This is a genomic window from Streptomyces flaveolus, from assembly GCF_000716535.1.
Lineage (GTDB): Bacteria > Actinomycetota > Actinomycetes > Streptomycetales > Streptomycetaceae > Streptomyces > Streptomyces flaveolus_A.
This window is the reverse complement of sequence record NZ_JNWV01000010.1, coordinates 128,043-146,019: the sequence shown is the minus strand read 5'-3', so window position 1 is coordinate 146,019 and position 17,977 is coordinate 128,043. Positions and strand designations below refer to the sequence as shown.

16 protein-coding genes are annotated in these 17,977 nt (G+C 68.7%); 12 read left to right on the top strand and 4 right to left on the bottom strand.

Annotated features, from left to right (window positions below):
- The first annotated feature begins 54 nt into the window (after positions 1 to 54).
- Both OO52_RS12590 and OO52_RS12585 read left to right on the top strand, forming a co-directional pair.
- Complete coding sequence (locus tag OO52_RS12590; RefSeq protein WP_030643434.1) at positions 55 to 885, top strand: helix-turn-helix domain-containing protein; 831 nt, start codon at positions 55 to 57, stop codon at positions 883 to 885.
- Positions 882 to 1,085 carry a DUF397 domain-containing protein gene (locus OO52_RS12585; RefSeq protein ID WP_030643432.1) on the top strand — a complete coding sequence of 68 codons (204 nt, stop codon included), beginning with the start codon at positions 882 to 884 and terminating at the stop codon, positions 1,083 to 1,085. The genes OO52_RS12590 and OO52_RS12585 overlap by 4 nt, the downstream gene beginning before the upstream one ends.
- A gap of 165 nt (positions 1,086 to 1,250) precedes the next feature.
- Here the strand turns inward: OO52_RS12585 and OO52_RS12580 are convergent, their stop codons facing one another.
- From OO52_RS12580 to OO52_RS12570, 3 genes are read right to left on the bottom strand one after another with little or no spacing between them, the layout of a single operon-like run.
- Entirely contained in the window at positions 1,251 to 1,760 is a 510-nt protein-coding gene (locus tag OO52_RS12580) for a hypothetical protein (RefSeq protein ID WP_030643430.1), read from the bottom strand.
- Positions 1,757 to 3,214, bottom strand: coding sequence for a hypothetical protein (locus OO52_RS12575; protein WP_030643429.1), 1,458 nt, complete (start codon positions 3,212 to 3,214; stop codon positions 1,757 to 1,759). Before OO52_RS12575 ends, OO52_RS12580 begins: the two co-directional genes overlap by 4 nt.
- A gap of 47 nt (positions 3,215 to 3,261) precedes the next feature.
- Entirely contained in the window at positions 3,262 to 3,678 is a 417-nt protein-coding gene (locus OO52_RS12570; RefSeq protein WP_030643427.1) for a hypothetical protein, read from the bottom strand.
- Between the two features lie 302 nt (positions 3,679 to 3,980).
- Between OO52_RS12570 and OO52_RS12565 the strand changes: the two genes are divergently transcribed.
- The 7 genes from OO52_RS12565 (at position 3,981) to OO52_RS12540 (ending at position 9,820) form a co-directional block, all read left to right on the top strand.
- Positions 3,981 to 4,856: a hypothetical protein gene (locus OO52_RS12565; RefSeq protein WP_030643425.1), complete on the top strand. Its 876-nt coding sequence runs from the start codon at positions 3,981 to 3,983 to the stop codon at positions 4,854 to 4,856.
- Between the two features lie 346 nt (positions 4,857 to 5,202).
- Positions 5,203 to 5,874: a hypothetical protein gene (locus tag OO52_RS12560; RefSeq protein ID WP_158712490.1), complete on the top strand. Its 672-nt coding sequence runs from the start codon at positions 5,203 to 5,205 to the stop codon at positions 5,872 to 5,874.
- Between the two features lie 123 nt (positions 5,875 to 5,997).
- Positions 5,998 to 6,453 (top strand): hypothetical protein, encoded by a 456-nt coding sequence (locus OO52_RS12555; RefSeq protein WP_158712489.1) that lies wholly within the window; start codon positions 5,998 to 6,000, stop codon positions 6,451 to 6,453.
- A gap of 145 nt (positions 6,454 to 6,598) precedes the next feature.
- Positions 6,599 to 6,853 carry a hypothetical protein gene (locus tag OO52_RS50740; RefSeq protein WP_158712488.1) on the top strand — a complete coding sequence of 85 codons (255 nt, stop codon included), beginning with the start codon at positions 6,599 to 6,601 and terminating at the stop codon, positions 6,851 to 6,853.
- A gap of 303 nt (positions 6,854 to 7,156) precedes the next feature.
- Positions 7,157 to 7,519, top strand: a complete 363-nt coding sequence (locus OO52_RS12550; protein ID WP_030643418.1) for a hypothetical protein — start codon at positions 7,157 to 7,159, stop codon at positions 7,517 to 7,519.
- Entirely contained in the window at positions 7,516 to 8,808 is a 1,293-nt protein-coding gene (locus tag OO52_RS52615) for a hypothetical protein (RefSeq protein WP_234339507.1), read from the top strand. The genes OO52_RS12550 and OO52_RS52615 overlap by 4 nt, the downstream gene beginning before the upstream one ends.
- A 22-nt stretch (positions 8,809 to 8,830) precedes the next feature.
- Positions 8,831 to 9,820 carry a hypothetical protein gene (locus OO52_RS12540; protein WP_030643415.1) on the top strand — a complete coding sequence of 330 codons (990 nt, stop codon included), beginning with the start codon at positions 8,831 to 8,833 and terminating at the stop codon, positions 9,818 to 9,820.
- 439 nt (positions 9,821 to 10,259) lie between these two features.
- Here the strand turns inward: OO52_RS12540 and OO52_RS52005 are convergent, their stop codons facing one another.
- Entirely contained in the window at positions 10,260 to 10,565 is a 306-nt protein-coding gene (locus OO52_RS52005) for a hypothetical protein (RefSeq protein ID WP_167347906.1), read from the bottom strand.
- A gap of 22 nt (positions 10,566 to 10,587) precedes the next feature.
- On the opposite strand from OO52_RS52005, the gene pglY reads away from it, so the two are divergent.
- The 3 genes from pglY (at position 10,588) to OO52_RS12525 (ending at position 17,963) form a co-directional block, all read left to right on the top strand.
- Entirely contained in the window at positions 10,588 to 14,481 is a 3,894-nt protein-coding gene (pglY, locus tag OO52_RS12535; RefSeq protein WP_030643413.1) for a BREX-2 system ATPase PglY, read from the top strand.
- Positions 14,478 to 17,399, top strand: coding sequence for a BREX-2 system phosphatase PglZ (gene pglZ / locus OO52_RS12530; RefSeq protein ID WP_030643410.1), 2,922 nt, complete (start codon positions 14,478 to 14,480; stop codon positions 17,397 to 17,399). The genes pglY and pglZ overlap by 4 nt, the downstream gene beginning before the upstream one ends.
- A gap of 153 nt (positions 17,400 to 17,552) precedes the next feature.
- Positions 17,553 to 17,963 (top strand): ATP-binding protein, encoded by a 411-nt coding sequence (locus OO52_RS12525; protein ID WP_037628928.1) that lies wholly within the window; start codon positions 17,553 to 17,555, stop codon positions 17,961 to 17,963.
- Positions 17,964 to 17,977 lie beyond the last annotated feature (14 nt).

Below are 17,977 nucleotides of genomic sequence, written 5' to 3'. Positions count from 1 at the left end.
GTTCCCGGGCCCCCATGTTGGCTGACTGGGCGGTTGCACGAGAGGAGCTACGGCGTGGACGACGAGGTTCAGCAACCGGAATACGAGGTGGAGACGGGCATTCTGTGCCTGTTCGGGCGGCAGTTGAAGTTGTTCCGGGAGCGGGCGGGGATGGACCGCGCGAGGGTCGGGTCGCTGACCGGATACTCGGCCTCGACGATCGCTTCGTTCGAGCAAGGGAGACGTATTCCGCCGCCGAGGTTCATCGACCAGGCGGATGAAGTGCTGCAGGCAGGTGGGGTGTTGAGCGCGAGCAAGGAGGAGGTGGCTCGGGCTCAGTATCCGGCGTTCTTCCGGGACGCGGCCAAGTTGGAGGCCGAGGCCATTGAGCTTCATGCGTACGACACCCAGTTGGTCAACGGCCTGTTGCAGACGGAGGAGTACGCACGAGCGGTGTTCGCCATGTGGCAGCCGTTACTGGATGAGGGGCTCATCGAGCAACGGGTGGCCGCACGACTGGCACGGCAAGAGATCTTCGGCCGACGCGCCGCGCCGCATCTGAGCTTCGTGATCGAGGAAGCTGTCTTGCTCCGGCCGCTCGGCGGGGAAGCTGTCTGGCGAGGCCAGTTGGAGCACCTCATGCTGATCGCAGAGAGGCGCAACGTGGTGCTTCAGGTGATGCCGTTGTCCCGTCGGGAACATGCGGGATTGGCTGGCCCGTTTACCTTGATGGAGACCAGGGATGGGCGCAGGATCGCGTACACGGAGGTACAGAGCGACAGCCGTGTCCATACGGAGCGTGTGAAGGTGCGAGCACTTGAGCGTACGTACGGGACTCTTCGCGCGCAGGCCCATACTCCGACAGAATCACTGGCTTTGATTGAGAAACAGCTGGGAGAGAGATGAGTGGGGAAAGGGTTGAGTCGGGCTCCGATGGCCTGGCATGGTTCAAGAGCAGTCACAGCGCCGGTGATGGCGGCCAGTGCGTGGAAGTAGCCGCCACCCCCGACAGGGTCCACATCCGCGACTCGAAGGACGCAACTCGCGCCGCACTCGCCGTGGACCCCACGACTTGGACCGAGTTCGTCGCCTTCGCGGCACTCTGAACAGACGCGGGGCCCTAGGCAAGCGCACCGCTTGCCTAGGGCCCCACGCACGTCCGCTCACGCAACACCTCCAGCAGCCCAGGCGCCCTGCTCGCCGGATGCCCGCGCCAGTGCGGCCGTCACCGTCCGCCTCGGGTCCGGTGCCGTGTTCGTCTGCGACCGAGGTCAGAACGCCTTCAGATAGACCCTGGCCTGATCGTCCTTGAGTGCCTGGACGTAGATGTCGATCCACTGCACCTTCTTGCGGCGATCGTCCTTCACGCACGGAGGGCAGACACCAGCCGAACGGGCTCCCTTCAGCGTCTGCGGCTCGGCCAGCCCAAGGTGCCGGAACAGCTCGCCATCCGAGGCGAAGTCGGCCTTCTTCAGCTTCAGCGGTTCTTCGGGCCGAAGGTCCGCCGCGATGCCCTCGGCGTTTTTCTCGCTGGTGACGAACGAGAGGAGGTAGATGTCCTCCTGAGGGTTGATCTGCACCGCTCCCTTGACCTCGGTCGCACCCTTGGGCGCCGTCACGTGCATGAACGCCGACGCCTCGGGCGCGCCGGCGTTCTTGTCCCACCGCGAGGTGCGCCCGTCGGTCACACGGCGATCGTCCGTGTCCGGGCTGGAGCAGGCGGAAAGCAGAAGAGTGGCTGCCACTGCCGCGATGAGGAGGGCACCTCGTTTGGTCGTCACCGGTTCTCCTCGTCGCCGCGCGAGACGTCGCCGCGGGTTCCTTCTCGTCCTTGGTCCGGCGGGTTCACTGTCGGTTTCGCATCGCTGTTCAGGTCGTAGGTGTACGTGGAGCTACTGCCTCGCATGTCGAACTCCTGAGCAAGTCCGGTCTTGTGCAACCGTCCCATCTCGGAGTCCGGGATCACTACGCCTCCGGGGAAGGTGGTCGACTTGCCAGCGTCCCAGTTGTACCGGTCCCACACGTTGGCCTGGTATTCGAGCGAAACCTTGGGCTTGCCGTCCGCCCCGGGGGTGACGGTGACCATCCCCGACACGTTCTGCTGGTGGGAGCCGACCGCGTGGAACCACTCGTCGCTTCGGAAGGTGCGACCGACCGCCTTGCTCTCCACCGGCACGACGACCGTCTTGTCACCACCGGCCTTCTCGAAGGCGTCGAGCCCCTGCTGTCGCCACGCGTCCTGGTTCTGGGCGATGTGGACCGAGACATCATCGCGAAATCCGGGATCACCCTTGAGGATGCGGTCGATGTCCAGGTCCAGCGGCTCACCCGTTGCACTCAGGTAATGCTCCATGTTGCGCGACGCGGCGTTCTCCCCGCTGAAGTCGCCGCCGGCCGCGATGCCCTGCGCGCGGGCCAGGTACCACAGATCCTCGGCCGTGGGCTTTTCGGTGTCGAAGGCTCCGGACCCCGCGTCAGCAGCATGCCAGTGGTACAGCGGGCTCATGATCCCCGCCTTCCGCAACTCGTCGCCCTTCTCCTGAAGCAGGATGCCGCGCGTGACCGGATCAAGGCCGCCCCACCACTCGGCGACCGCCTTCTTGCCCTTGGGGACGTGCTGCGCCTTCGCCCTCTCCGCAAGCGACGGGTACGGGTCGGGCCCCGCTTCCCGGTTAAAACCGCCGATCGTGCCGTCCAAGGGTTCTCTGTCCTGCATCACGGAGGCGAGAGCGAGTTTGAACCCCTCGTCCGCGTCGTTCAGGGCCGCCACCGCCGAGTCCAGTTGCGCGGCCCATCCGGCAGCAGCCTTGCGGGCGCTCTCCTGGTAGTCGGGATCGTGCACGTAGGCCATGTACTCGCTGTGATCCAGCTTGGACGTGTCGAAGGCGACGGCGCCTTGCTCGGACACCTTCATGCCGGCCTTCACCGCGTCCTCTCGGACGTACTCGATGTTCTTGCGAAGACGGCTGAATTCAGCGTGTGCGTCTCGGAGCAGTCCGGCGACGGCCTTCGCCTCGCTCTGCGCTCCCTGGTACTCCTTCCACGTCACGTCGAAGCGTGCGGAGCCGACGTTGGCACTCAGACCCACCCATGTGTCACCGAGGGAAATGCCATGCACTTCCTGTTCGTAGGTCCGCGCGAGCTTGTCGAAGTCCTTGGCCATGGCGGCCCAGTCGTCGGCAGCCGTGGTGAGCTTCGACAGGTCGGTGCCCATGATCTCGTAGTACGTCACCATGACTGAACTCCTGTTATGACGCCCGCGGTTCGGTCAGACGTGTGCGATCAGAACGAGTCGAGCGCGGAGGACTTGCGGATGCCCAGCCCGATGCCAGTGTCCGTGTTCTGCAGCAGCGTGGTCGTGGCGCGCAACGCGGCCTTCTCTGAGCCGAGGCGGTTCATCAGCGTCGTGAGCTGTTCGCTCCACGTCTTACGCGCGGTCTTCAGAGCAGGTCCGGTGAGCCACCCCTCAAACTCCCGTGCGGCTGCCCCCGTGCTCTCACGCGCCTGAGTGCCGTCCCTGTGGGTGTCAGGCTCCAGGTGCCTCTCGATCGCCTCGGCTGCGTTCTTCTTCTCCGCGGGGCTCGAAGCGAGATCCTTGCCGCCGGACGGCGAGCCTCCCCCGCCATCGAGCGGGGCCGCATGGTTCAGACGCATCCGGGTGAGCGCCGCACCGCCCGGTGATATGTCGTCTTCGGTCATGATCTCTCCCCCGAGTATGATCAGATGCCGCAACTTTACGTGAGGCGCAGGTGGGGCTGCAAAGGGCTGGTGATCCGGAAACTGGCCTCTCCGATGCGGTACGGACCGCGTCGGCGACGGCGTACTGGATCCTGGACGGCACGCGAATCCTGGCGGCTCCTCCGCGATCTGCGGCGCCCAGCCACCCGGATCGCCGGCCTTGTCCATGCCGTCCTCACCCTTCATCTCCGGCTCCATGGGAGGACGGCAAACAGTCAGCGCAAGCTGGCCCTTGGAGCGCGGAGCTACTGTAAGTTCCTGCCATGAAGCAGGGTAAAGAGGTCGAGAACCCCGAGTCGCGTTTCTTCGCGGTGCTGCTGGCGGCAGCGAAGCTTCCGGGGGCGCGTATCCACAGGGAGGCGTACCTCCGAAGTGCGCTGGCTCGCCACTGCTCCGAGGAGGAGATCCGACGAGCGATAGAAGAGACTCCCGCCGCGGCGGGCATCACCGTCGAACTTCTCGACAAGGTCGCCAACGACTCCATCCGCTACGAAACCGCCAAAGTCAGCGCCCTCTCCGCCGCGGCCGGGATACCGGGCATACTCGCCCTTCCCGCCACAGTGCCCGTCGACTTGGCACAGTACGTCGGCCACATGCTGCGTATCGCGCAGAAACTCGCCTATCTCTACAGCTGGCCCGAGCTGTTCTCCGACGAGGGCGATGACGTCGACGACGCGACCGTGGGGGTGCTCACGCTTTTCTTCGGCGTGATGTTCGGCACCCAGTCGGCGAACGCCGCTGTGGGGAAGGTCGCGGGGATGATGTCGAAGCAGGTCGCCAAGAAACTGCCTCAGGAGGCGCTCACCAAGGGCGTCGTCTATCCCATAGTGAAGAAGGTCGCGGCCTACATCGGCGTCAAGATGACGAAGGAGTCGTTCGCGAAGGCTGTCTCGAAGGCCATCCCTCTCGTAGGTGCTGCTGTCTCCGGCGGGCTCACCTTCGCGACCTACCTCCCGATGGCCAAGAGGCTCAAGAAGCACCTCTCCGGCCTGCCACTGGCGGACCCGTCGCACCGAGTGACGGAGGGGGAAGTCGTGGACGGTGAAGTCGTCGAAGAGCACGAATCCTTCGTCCCGGCACAGGTTGAACCGCACGGCGCGGACTCCGCTGCCGTCAAGCTGGAGCCACCCAGGTCCTGACCTCGCGAGTGGCCTCCTGGCCGCCCAAGGTGCCCGTCTTCCGCCTTCGGCGTTCACCTCTACAGCGACCGCCCGGCCGTCTGGGAGCGCCTACTCACCCGGGCCGGGCTCCCTCGGCCGACGCGTGGGTCCTCGACGCGCCTCACCCTGGGCACGTGCGGGCGCTCCTCGTCCGTGCGGTCGCGCCAGGACGAACCCGGCACCGGGGGCGCGCATGGCAAGTCGACGCCCCGTTCCCTGCCCGCCGGGCCCACCCCTGAAGTAGTTCAGTTTTCATGAACATGTAACTTCACATAGCATCCATGTTCTCCACTACTTCTTCGTGTCTCTCGGGGGATCGATCTTCGTGCTTCACCGGAAACGCTTCGGGACGCTGGGTGCTGTCGTCCTGTCCATAGCGCTTACTGCCTGTGGCAGCGCCGCCACGCCCTCCGCTGCGAAGCCCGCTACGCCGAACAGCTCCGCCGCGGCCGGCCCGGCATCCCCCTCCCCGACCCCACACGCGGCGCTCCTCACCAAGGCCCAGCTCACGTCCGCTCTGCTGCCGCTGTCGCAGATGCCTGCCGGCTGGTCGAGCGAAGGCGACTCCAGCCCCGGCGACAAGACGTTCTGCGACTACCGTCAGCCGCACAAGGCGCGCATTCAGATCTCCCGCAGCTTCCAGAAGGGCGGAGGGCTGACCGCCACGATCGCGACCGTGGGCATCCGGCAGTACGCGAGCGCGAGCGATGCCGCCGAGTCGTTCGCTGCGATGGAGAAGGCACTCACGACCTGCCACCAGGAGACCTATCAGGGGGCAGTGCTGAAGTACTCGCCGATGAGCGTGGACAAGCTCGGCGACCAGTCCTTGGGTGTGCGCATCGACAGCGACGGCACCACGCTGCTCCAGCAGTTCACCCTCGACGGACCCACCCTGATCAATGTCGGCACCGGCGGCCTCACGAACGCGGAAGCCGACACGGCCACCAAGCTCCTGCGCGACCAGGTCGACCGGTACGAGGCCGCAGCCCGCAAGTAGGCCGAGCTGCGAGAGCCGTCTGGCCTGAGGGGCGGTGGCTCGGCCGACCGGACGTGTGCCCCAAGGAAGTCCTCCGCTCTGTCGGCATGCGTGAGGGCGACATCGTTTGAAGTAAGAGGGAATATGGCTGGTACTTCCAACCGTGATGACGCGACGCGGGGATGCCTTGGACTGGTCGCCATCTGTGCCGCTGTGGTGGTCGGCTGGCTGGTGTGGACTGCGGCGATGTGGACTGTGGCCGAGTGGCGGTGGGCATGGTTCGTCGGATGCGCGGTTGTGGCTCCGGCTGCCGCGTTCGCGCTCGTGTCCGTGTGGGGTGAGGAGCGCCCGTTCCTGCCATCTCGCTGGCGGGAGGCCTGGATGACCGCGGTCGTCACCGCCGTGGCGGCGGAGGCACCGGCTGTCGTCCTTGTGAAGGGCTGGGGCACCGGAGCGGTTGCGCTGCTGCTCGCACTTGGGGCCGGGGCTGCCGGTGTGCTCGGTCTGTTCGACCGGCCAGGCGTCCGTCACGTTGGCAAGTCCTCCCCTGCGGGCGTCGACGAGAAGCAGAGGTCTGCCATCGCTTCGGCAAGGGCGTGACGGTGAGCTACACGCTCGCCGGCAACGCTCCCGAATCCGGTTCGGACGCGGACGCCACCTACTGGACGTGGCTGGGCGATGGTCTGGACGACATGGACGAACCTGCCGTGAGCATGCAGTACCTCGACTGCGTTGGTTCGTGCACGTGTCCGGAACGAACGACGTGGTCGGAGGAGACGTCGAAGCCCGGCCGGAGATACATGGCCGCACTGTCTCCGTCCGGCTGCCGCTTCGCGTCTCCACGTCGTCCGGCTATGTGGCGGACCTGTCGAAGTTCACGCATGCAGGTTGGTCCACGGAAGGCAAGGACTCCTCGGGATTCGGCACCTGGATGGATGGTTGCCCGATCGGTGGGGAAGAAGCCGGCAACCCGGGATCGTGGGAAGTGGCACTCCACTGAGCTTGCAGCGGGCGTGCGGCGGACCGTGTCCGCTTGCTGCCCGGTCGAGCCGATCACCGAGTACTGGGAAGCCACGTCCGAGCCTCGGGATGCTGCGGCGGGGCAAGGCAAGCGGAACGATCTCCCGGTTCCCGCCGGGGCGTGCCAGTCATGGGTGATCACTTGGTGGGCAGCAGAGCCCTCATCCTTTGCGCGCCTTGATCGGAACTTTGCCACTCCTTGACCGGGATCGCGAGAGCAAACCGGCTCGGTGAACTAGCGTCTTCGGGTCGGTCAGCCGACTCAGGGGGAGCAGAGGACGCCATGGGTGACCACAGCGACGGCAAGATTCTCGACATCAAGATCGCCGATCTGAAGGCGACGGCCCCGCATTTCCATACGCACCGCTCCGACCTCGCCAAGGCGCTGACCAAGCTCAAGGCCGGTCTGGCGGCGGCCGGTTCGCCGTGGGGTGACGACGAGCAGGGGAAGAAGTTCCACGAGCACTACGGCCCGCACGTCGAGAGGATGGAAGCCGCTGCCGGGATTCTCGCGCTCGGCCTGGCCAGTATCGAAGCGGCCATGACCGACATGGCCGACGGCCACATCGACAACGAACTGCTTGTCCGCTCGATGTTCAGCAGGATCCGGCCCGCCCCGCACGACGGCCACGGGAGCGCGCAGTGAGCGCAACCGACAAGGCCAAAGAGATCGTCCAGGACATGACCGGCATGTGGTGGCCGGATGCCGACGAAGGGGGTCTGCGCGACGCGGCCAAAGCCTGGCGGGACTTCGCCGACGACCTGGAAGACGTGACGGTCGCGGCGAACAAGTCGGCGCGCGCCATCATCGAGAACAACAAGGGCGAGGCGATCTCGGCCTTCGACGACCCGTTCTGGCGCCGCTACTACTACGACGGCCACGGCTGGCTCCGGGACATGATCGATGGCGCCCGGGACATGGCCAAGGCCCTCGACCAGTACGCCGACGTCGTCCATAAGGCTGTCAAGCACCTGGAACACGAGCTGGAGATCGTCGGCGCCACCATCGTCGCCGGCACCGCCCTCGCGGTCTTCACGCTGGGCATCTCCGAGGGCGCCGCGGCGGCCGCCACCGCCTCGATCCTGGAGCTGTCCGCCACGCTCGGCGTGACCGTGACCACCGAGATCGCCACCATCGCCGGCACCACCCTCGCCACGGCCGCCATCGGGGGACTCGAATCGATCACGGTCGACCTCGCCGTGACTCAGCCCGTCGCCATGGCCACCGGGGAGAGCAAGGGCCTCAGCCTCGACGAGGTGAGCGACTCCGCTCTCTACGGCATGGCGTTCGGCGGCGCCTTCGGGGGAGGTGGGAGCACAGCCCGAATCGTCGCCGAGAACGGCGGCATGGAGAGCCTGTTCAACGGCTTCCGGCTGAACAGCGCGGCCCTCGACGAGATGGGCAAGTCCCGTACGTGGAAGCTGATCCAGTCTCCCGACTCGCAGATTCCCGTCGCACCGGCGCGGGCCGGCGACTACGAGCTGGTCTCGGGCGATCCGGTCTATTTCGGAAAGAGCACCACCACAGTGGGCTACGACGAACGCACCCTGAACAATCTGCAACGGGTCGCCCGTGTCCCCGGCGTACACGACGTGGTCGTCCACGGCACGGACGAGGGGGTGTTCGTACCCGGCCGCGTCAACGCCGCGGGAAAGACCCTCACAGACTTCGAAGTGCACCCCAATCACATCGCGGACGCCATCCGCAGCAATCCCAACTACCACGGTGAACCGGTCCGCCTCATCTCCTGCTACTCGGGCGCGGACGCGAGACCGCCCGAGCTGCCCCTCGCGCAGTCCGTCGCCAACGAGCTCGGCGTGCCCGTGACGGCGCCCACGAGCAAGGTGGGAACGTCCCCCCAGCTCGGCCTCAACCAGACCCCCACCATCGGCAACAATGGCTACTGGCGCACCTACCTGCCCATGGCCCACTAGCGGCAGGCTCACAGGAGTGGAAATGATCAAGCGAGCGGGCTTCTACCGGGAGATCGGCGGCCAGGCCACCGCGGCAGACGATGCGCCGTCGCTGCGAGATGCCGTACAGGACAGTGGACCCTGGGACGAGGACCGTATCGTCGCCTACCTGGAATCGGGCCTGGAGATCTACTCCACGATGGGCGCCGAGCGCGACGTCCTCACCGGCGAAGAGTGGATCGTGGGCTCTGGATCCCTGGTGACGGACGGCACCTGGCTCTGGCCCGTCGATCTCACGCACTACGTACGTCGTCACCACGCTGCCCTGCCACAGGAGTTCCTGGACCACATCCGGACCAGCAACTACACGGTCCCTGTCGTGCCCGACGAGCAGGCCAGGCGCATCTTCCAGGAGGAGTTCCCGGACAACGCCCCCGCTGCGACCCCGCCCAAGGCCGCGGGCTTCTTCACCTGGTACGTGCCGAAGCTGGACAGCGCGCGCGCCCATCAGCTCCTCACGCATCTGGAGACCGCCGGGCTCTCCGCCGTGCACCCGCTGACCAATGCCCTCTTCGGGTTCCGCGAGACGCCGGTCGGAAACCGTGAGCCGGTGATGGGTGAGGGCGCTGCCCTGGCCGCTGCCCTGGCCGACGATCGGTATTCGAAGATCGAGTTCACCTGCTGGAAGGGCTACGACCAGTCCCTGACCGGCATCGTGCGACGCACGGACGAGACGACGCAGAGCATCACGCTGCGCCTCACCGACATCCCCGTGCCCGACCGCGAGGAGGCGGTCGCCGCACTGGTGCGCACGCTCGATCAGGACGCGGCCGTCTGCCGCGGGTTCGTCATCGACCGAGTCGGCGTGTCGGCTTCCCAGGACTGGGACCGCATTCTCGTCGGCAACGGAGGGCACTTCACCGTGTGGCCCGACACCGTCGGCATCCTCCGGGACCGCGTGGGCAGCCATCCCGAGCTGGCCGGCAGCGAGCCGACTGCTTACGGCCCGCTCGACGTGTTCCACCGCGTCTGAACCGTCCGCCGACGCGACACGCTCGGTGGCGGCCTCGTTGCTCCACGTGTACGGGGTTGCGGGCGGGGGCGCGAGGTGGTGTCCGAGGCCAGGGCCGGCTGCTGAACCGCGAGGTGTGTGCGGGCCTCGCCAGCGTTTATGGTCATCTGTGACACCTCATTCCTGGTCGTACCGGAAAATGGTTCCGCACTGGTACCTGCTTTCGGTACGGCTGGTGGAGTGGGGTGCCTCCGGCGTCGGCTCCATGGCTGCCGGCTGACCTTGCTGCCCGCGCCCGGTGGTGCCGGTTGATCGATCGGCATCGAGCGGGTATACAGCGCGAGGGGCAGCGGGCGCTCGTCCGGTGGACTGACGTCACCGGTACGGAAAGCGGCCTGTCGTCGGCGTCTGGAGGCTGACGACCAGGGCAGACAGTGAGAGGGGGCGGGCCGTGTTCGGCTCAGGGCTTCACCACGACCACGCGGTCGGCGTACAGCGTGACATCCGTACTCGGACTCACACCACTGCACCGCCTCGTGCAGACGCCCCCGCTCTCGCCGGCGCTCCATGGCGTGCGTGATGCGAGGCTGAAGCCGCCGGAGCCGACCTCGGCCCGGATGGCCTCGGCGAGTTCCTCGGGACGCGACACGGTGTACTTCAGGTGTGCTTCTCTGTCGCCATACCGTTGACCAAACGAGGGTCCGATCGGGCAGCCGACCGACAACCAGACACCCACACGATCGAGAACAACGGTGGCGGAGGCCACCAGATGGAGAGCGTGACCGGCAATGGCCCAGCAGCCGCCCCTCCTCCGCGATGTCATCGACATCAAGGAGTCCATCTCCACCTCGGACTTCGTGCTGTCCCTAGCCGAGGCGACGACAGACGAGGGCGCCCAGCACGCGCTCAAGGACTACGTCGTCACCGAGCGGCTGCTGGAGAACTTCGACGAGGCGCTGGACCTCATCAAGTCCGCGCTGGACGGGCACCGCTCCAAGGCGGCCTATCTGCACGGCTCCTTCGGTTCTGGTAAGTCGCACTTCATGGCCGTGCTGTACGCACTGCTCAGCGGCAACCCGGCCGCCCGCGCCCGCACCGAGTTCGACCCGGTGCTGACCAAGCACGAGTGGCTGACCACGGACGGCAAGAAGTTCCTGCTCGTGCCGTACCACATGCTCGGCGCGAAGGCCCTGGAACAGCGCGTGCTCGGCGGGTACGTGCACCACGTCAAGAAGCTCCACCCCGACGCTCCGACCCCGCAGGTGTATAGGACCGACTCCCTCTTTGCCGACATCCGTGCGCTGCGCGCCAGCACGGGCGACGAGGCCGTCATCCGCGGCCTGGGCGGCAGCGACGCGGGCGACGGTGAGGAGGACGAGTGGGGCGAGGGCTTCGCCTGGACCCCGCAGCTCCTGGACATCGCGCTCGCCGCCGAGGAGAACCACGAGGCGGGCGTTCCGCTCAACCTCACCAACCCCTCCACCCCGGTCGAACTGCGGGCCAAGCTAGTCAATGACGCCGGCACCAACCTCCTCCCCGGCTTCACCAAGAACGCCGCCGAGGACGAGCACGGCTTCATCTCCCTGGACGCCGGTCTGTCCGTCATCGCCGAGCATGCCAAGTCGCTCGGCTACGACGGCCTGATTCTCTTCATGGACGAGCTGATCCTGTGGCTGGCCACCCTCATCCACGACCAGAAGTTCGTGGCGCGCGAGGCCAGCAAGATCACGAACTTCGTGGAGGGCGGCGACGCCCGCCGTGCCATCCCCGTCGTGTCGTTCATCGCTCGTCAGCGCGACCTGCGCGAGCTGGTCGGCGAGGAGGTGTCAGGTGCCGCCGAGTCGTCCATCCAGGACACCCTGAACCTGGCCTCCGGCCGGTTCGACAAGATCACCCTCGAGGACCGTAACCTCCCTCAGATCGCCCACGCCCGCCTCCTCAAGCCCAAGGACGCCGAGGCGGCCAAGCTGGTCGACGCTGCCTTCGAGCAGACCAAGCGGGTCGGCCCGCAGGTCTGGGACACCCTGCTTGGTTCGGAGAAGGGCACGACCGGCGCGGACGCGGAGTCGTTCCGGCTGACGTACCCGTTCTCGCCGGCGTTCATGGACACCCTCGTCCACATCTCGTCCGCGCTGCAGCGCTCCCGCACCGGTCTGAAGCTGATGGGTCAGCTCCTCGCCGACCACCGCAACGAGATCCGTCTCGGGCAGCTCATCCCCGTCGGCGACCTCTACCCGGTGATCACTGCGGGCGGCGACAAGCCGTTCACCGACAGCCTGAAGGTCGTCTTCGAGGCTGCCGACAAGCTCTACAAGACCAAGCTGCGGCCCTACCTGCTCAGCTCCTACGACATCACCGAGGACGACGTCGAGCAGTACCGCAACCGGCCCGAGACGATCACCGACCCGCAGCGCGCCAACCGCTGCCGGATGTTCGCCGGTGACAACCGGCTCGTGTGCACCCTGCTGCTGTCCGCACTCGCGCCCAGCGTGCCCGCGCTGTCCGAGCTGACCATCCGGCGGCTCGGCGCGCTCAACCACGGGTCGGTCCTCGCCCCCATCCCGGGCGCCGAGGTCGGCATCATCAAGAACAAGGTCGCCGAGTGGGCCGCCCGGTTCCCCGAGATCAAGGAGACCGGAACCGACGCCAACCCCGGCGTCCGTCTCGAACTCTCCGGCGTCGACGTTGACTCCGTCATCGCCAACGCCCAGGTCAATGACAACCCCGGTAACCGGATCGCGCTCGCCCGCCGCCTGCTGTCCGAGGAGCTCGGTGTCGAGCACGGTCAGCTGAGCGACCAGCTCAGCTTCACCTGGCGCGGCACCGCCCGCACCGCCGAGATCGTCTTCGGCAACGTCGCCGACGAGGACGAACTGCCCGACCACGACCTGATGCCGCAGGAGGAGAGCCGCTGGCGCATCGCCATAGACCTTCCCTTCGACGAGGGCGAGTGGGGCCCGGTCGAGGACGTCAACCGCATCCAGCGGCTGCGCGAGCGCCAGCAGGGCGAACGGTCCCGTACCGTCGCCTGGTTGCCCGCGCACCTGTCCGCGCAGCGCTTCGCCGACTTCCGGCGCCTCGTCGTCATCGACAAGGCCCTCGCCGACGAGCACCGTTTCGACACCCAGTACGCCGGCCACCTCAACGCCGACAACCGCAGCCGCGCCAAGGGCCTGCTCGAAACCCAGCGCGAGGCCCTGCTCAAGCAGGTCAAGGGCGCCTTCAAGCAGGCGTACGGGCTTGCGCAGAAGCAGGCCGCCGACGTCGTGCCCGACTTCGACGACCACCTCGTCGCCCTGCCCGATGTCGACGGCCTCACCCTGTCCTTCGGTCAGAGCCTCCACGACGGCATCCGGCATGTCGCAGGCAAGCTGCTCGCCCACCAGTACCCGGCGCACCCCGACCTCGACCCCGACGCCACCGGCACCGCCGTCAAGCCCGCTGACACCAAGAAGGTGTTCACTCACGTCCGGGCCGCCGCCGAGGCGCGCGACGGGCGCGTGGAGGTACCGGCCGCCGACCGCAAGCTCATGCAGCGGATCGCCGGACCGCTGCGTCTCGGACAGCAGAAGGAGGCGTACTTCGAGCTGTCCCGCTACTGGGCCGACCACTTCCGGCAGCTCGCCCGCTCGCAGGGGGTGACCGGGGACCTTTCCCTGATCACGCTCACCGACTGGACGGACAAGCCCGACCCTCGCGGCCTGCCCGACTTCCTCGCCCGGCTCGTCGTCGCCGCCTTCGCCGAGATGGACGACCGGGTGTGGGTGCGCGGTGGCACCGTCCTCGATCCCGCGCCTGAACTGACCGCGATCAAGGACCACGACGCGCTGCGCAGCCAGCCGCTGCCCGCCGAGTCCGACTGGGACACCGCACGGCAGCGCTTCGAGTCGATCTTCGGGGCGAAGCCGCCCGCCCTGCTGCGCGGTCGAATGGTCAACCAGTTCGCCCGGCAGATCATCGAGGCCGCTCGCGGCCACCGGGACCACGCGGCAGACCTCGTGCACCAGTTGGAGGCCCACGCCTCCTTCCTCGGCCTGGACCAGACCGCCGACACCGGGCGGCTGGCCCTCGCCCGACGCTCCCTGGAACTGCTGGACGCCCTCACGGCGGAGGCCGGCAAGGGCGCGGCTGGGGCGAAGAAGACTGTGGAAGCCCTCGCCTCCTTCGACCTGGGCGAGACCAGCGCAGACCGGTACGGCACCTCCATCAAGAAGGCCCGCGCCGTAGCGGAGGCCGTCGCCTCCGCCCCCTGGAGCACCCTGGAACTCGCCGCCGGACTCGGCCCCGAGGGCGAGGCGCTGCTCGACTCGCTGCGCAATGTGGCCCGCGACGACCAGCGCACAGCCGACCTGCGCGACGCTTTGGTCCGCACCCAGCGCGAGGTCGTCGCCCTGATCAAGCGCACCCAGGCCGCTGCTCCCCCGCCGCCCGCACCCGTCGCTCCCCAGCCCTCCTCGGCCGGTGACCTGTCCCTGGACACGCCGACCAGCGACCCGCGCATCCCGTACACCCCGTCGCAAGAGACGCCCTCCCCGGCGAGCGGTGGCGGTACGGCGCGGAGGTCCGGACGCCGCAGCACGACCGTGTCCCGGGCCGCCGCCGACCTCCAGGCGGAGCTGGCCGATCTGGCCGCCCGCCACCCGAACGCGACCATCGAGATCACCTGGCAGGTCATCGAATGACGGACACCGTCACCGCCGCTCCCGGTGCGGTACGGCTGAACACCGCGACCGTCACCCAGTACCTGGCCTCCCAGACACATCTCGCCGCCTCGCTGACGGTAGAGGAGCAGGGGCGGCGCCGGATCGTGCTGCTGCGGTCCGCGCCGCAGTGGGACGGCCCCACCGAACCCGTCTGGGGCGAGGGCCTGGCGGCCGGTGTCGCGGTGGCGCCGTCCCCACTCGCCGTCCACGAACTCGTCCTCGACCACCTGGCGGGCCGTCGCCCCGGTCCCGCCGTCCTGGTCATCCTCACCGACCGCGAGCAGAACGAATTGGACCCGGCGATCCTTGCCCGGGTCCACAAGCTGCGCATTGACACGGTCGACAGCTGGGACGTCGTCCGTGAGGCGTTCGGTGCCCGGCAGATAGACCCCCGACTCAAGGACGTCAACTGGGCCGCCGAGGCGTTGCTCGACGCCACCCCGCCCGGCGGCTGGTCGGCCGTGCCCGGCGGCTGGCTGTCCCGCCAGTACGCCCTCACCGCGCTCGCCCAGCGCCGCCTGCGCCTGGGCCGCTACGACACCGAGGGCGGCACGCGCCGCCCCGGCGACGACCGGCTCGACGCCCAGGCCCTGCTGCACTGGTCGACCCGGTCCGGCGCCCCCGAACGGTTCCTGGCCCTGCGCGGCCCCGAACGCGCCGGACTGGCCGCCTTCCTCGGCGAGGAGGACCAGGCGGGTCTCGCCGGCCGTGCCCTGCTCGCCCTCGTCGACGCCGAACGCGGCGCGGACGCCGCCGCCTTCGGCCTGGCGTGCGCGGCGCTGTGGCAGCATGCCGAGCCCGCCCCCGAGACCTACCGGGCCCGAGGCCGCGCCGAACGCTACTTCGGCGACCAGCCCCCGGCGACCGGCGACCAGCTCGACGCCCTGGTGACCGTCTTCGGCCGGGCCGCCGAGGAGTACGTGACCACTCTGCTGGCAACGGGACACCGCACCACCGGCGCCGACGCCGAGCACGCACGCGAGGCACGCCGCACCACCGGCATCGTGCTCGACCGGGCGTCCGCGCTGGCGCGCCAGTTCGGCGCGGAGGAGACCGTGGCGGCGAGCCCCGTTCTGCGCGGCGGACTCGAGGCCCGGTTCACCGCCGTCGGCCGAGCCCTCGCGGCGGGCGACACGGCCGCGGTGGCGGACGCCGTCCGCCGTCTGGAGGACCACCGGCTCGCCGCCGAGCCGGAGGAGTCCGCCCGCATCGAACGCGCCCGCATGGGTCAGCGCCTCGCCCGCTGGCTGGCCACCGATCCGCCCGCCGACGCCCCCACCGTCGCCGACGCCATACAGCGGCACGTCGCCGAGACCGGCTGGGTGGACCTCGCCCTGGAGCACATCGAGGCCGGCGGCGACCCGGACCCCGTCCTCAAGGCTGCCTACGACACCCTCGGCACCCGCGTCCGGGACCGGCGCCGGCAGATCGACGCGTCTTTCGCGCGCTCCCTGGCCGCCTGGACGGAGGCCGGCACCCAGCCGGGCAGCATGCTCACCGTCGAGACCTTCCTCGAGCGCGTGGTCGGCCCGGTCGTGCGGCGTGGGGAGGAGCGGCGGGCGCTGCTGCTCGTGCTCGACGGCATGAGCGCCGCCATCGCCAACGAACTAGGCGAGGAACTGCGCCGCTCCTGGGCCGAGTTCGACCCGCTGCCCGAGAGCGACACCCCGCACCGGCGGGCGATGGCCGCCGCCCTGCCCACCGTGACGGCCGTGTCCCGCACCTCCCTCTTCGCGGGCACCCTGATGAAGGGCACCCAGGCCGACGAGAAGCGGCTCTTCCCCGCACTGAAGCTTTGGGGCGGGGCCCCGGCCGCTGTGTTCCACAAGGACGACCTGCGTACCGAGGCCGCGGGCGACACCTTCGGCCCGGCGCTCACCGAGGCGCTGGCCGACGGCAGGACCCATGTCGCCGTCGTCCTCAACGCCATTGACGACCGGCTCGCCAAGGAGCAGAAGCTCGGCGACGGCGCCTGGCGGATCGATGATGTGCCCGGCCTGCGCGACCTGCTGCGGGTGGCGGCCAACCAGGGCATGGCGGTAGCCCTCACCAGTGACCACGGCCACGTCGTCGACCGGCACGGCACGAAGGTCGACACCTCCGTCGATCCCGCGTCCGCCCGCCACCGCCTGCCGGGCGACGGCCCGCTCGCCGAACGTGAGATCGCCCTGTCCGGATCTCGGGTGGTTTGGCCGGAACCCGGCGCGTCCGTCGTGGCCCTCTGGGACGCCGACTCCCGCTATACCGCCCTCAAGGCCGGCTACCACGGCGGGGCCTCCCTCGCCGAGGTCACCATCCCGGTGCTCGCCTTCCTGCCGTTCGGTGCGGAGCCTCCCAAAGGGTGGCGGGAGCTGGGCGACCAGCGGCCGGACTGGTGGGCCCCGGAGGAGACCGGAAGGACGCCACTGGCGAGCGAGCCCACCACCCGGCCTGCGGCCGGGACGGTCTCTGCTTCCAAGAAGCCGACCGGGAAGGTCAAGAAGGATCAGGCGGAAGTCGCCCGCACCCACGACACACTGTTCGACGTCGCGCTAACCACGGGGGGCGACGATGCCCTGCTCACCCCGGTCGTCGTCTCCCGGACCGAGACGCTGGTGACGGCGCTGCTCGCGTCGGAGACGTACCAGGCCCAGCTCGGTGGCCTGGCCCGTAAGCCGCAGCAGGAGCAGGTGCACAAGGCGCTCACCGCGCTGCTGGACGCGGGCGGCACCCTGCCGGTGACCGCGCTCGCCCAGCGCGCCGGCATGCCCGTCACCCGGGGCGACGGCTTCGCCGCCGTCCTGCGGCAACTCCTCAACTACGACGGCGTCCAGGTCCTGGAGACCCTGCCGGACGGCCGCACCCTGCGACTCCACGAGGCGCTGCTGCGCGAGCAGTTCGCTCTCGGATCGGGGTGAGGAGACGGCTTGGGGTGCCTCGGGCCCTGGTTCTGAGGCACCCCGACTGGTCCGTCGTCAGACGGTGATCTCACTCGCGTAGGCGGTGAACGCGGCCACTGCTCCCGGGGAAAGGCCAGCACAGCTTCCGTCTGGACCGAGGCGCCCGCGCACGTGCCGCAGTTCACCGTCCGCCTCAGCGCCACCCGACGCGGTGCACGCCTTGCCCGCAGTCTCGCCGTGCAGCAACTCGCGGCTTGGGGAGTCCCGTACGACAGCGAGGCGTCCCACACCGTCGCCGTCGTCACGGCGGAGCTGGCCGCCAACGCCGTCACCCACGGCCGGGTGCCGGGGCGGGACTTCAGACTCTCCCTGCTGCGGCTCCCGGGGCATGTCCGCGTCGAGGTGACCGACGCGAGCCCCGAACGGCTGCCACCGACATCCCCCGACACCGAGCCCCGCTCCGTCGAAGCGGACTCGGGACGGGGGCTGCTCCTGGTGGCTGCGTACGCCGACCGATGGGGCTGCGAGGTACGGGACACCTGCACGAAGACGGTCTGGGCAGAGATCACGTGCCCGCAGTGAGCGAGGGGGAACAG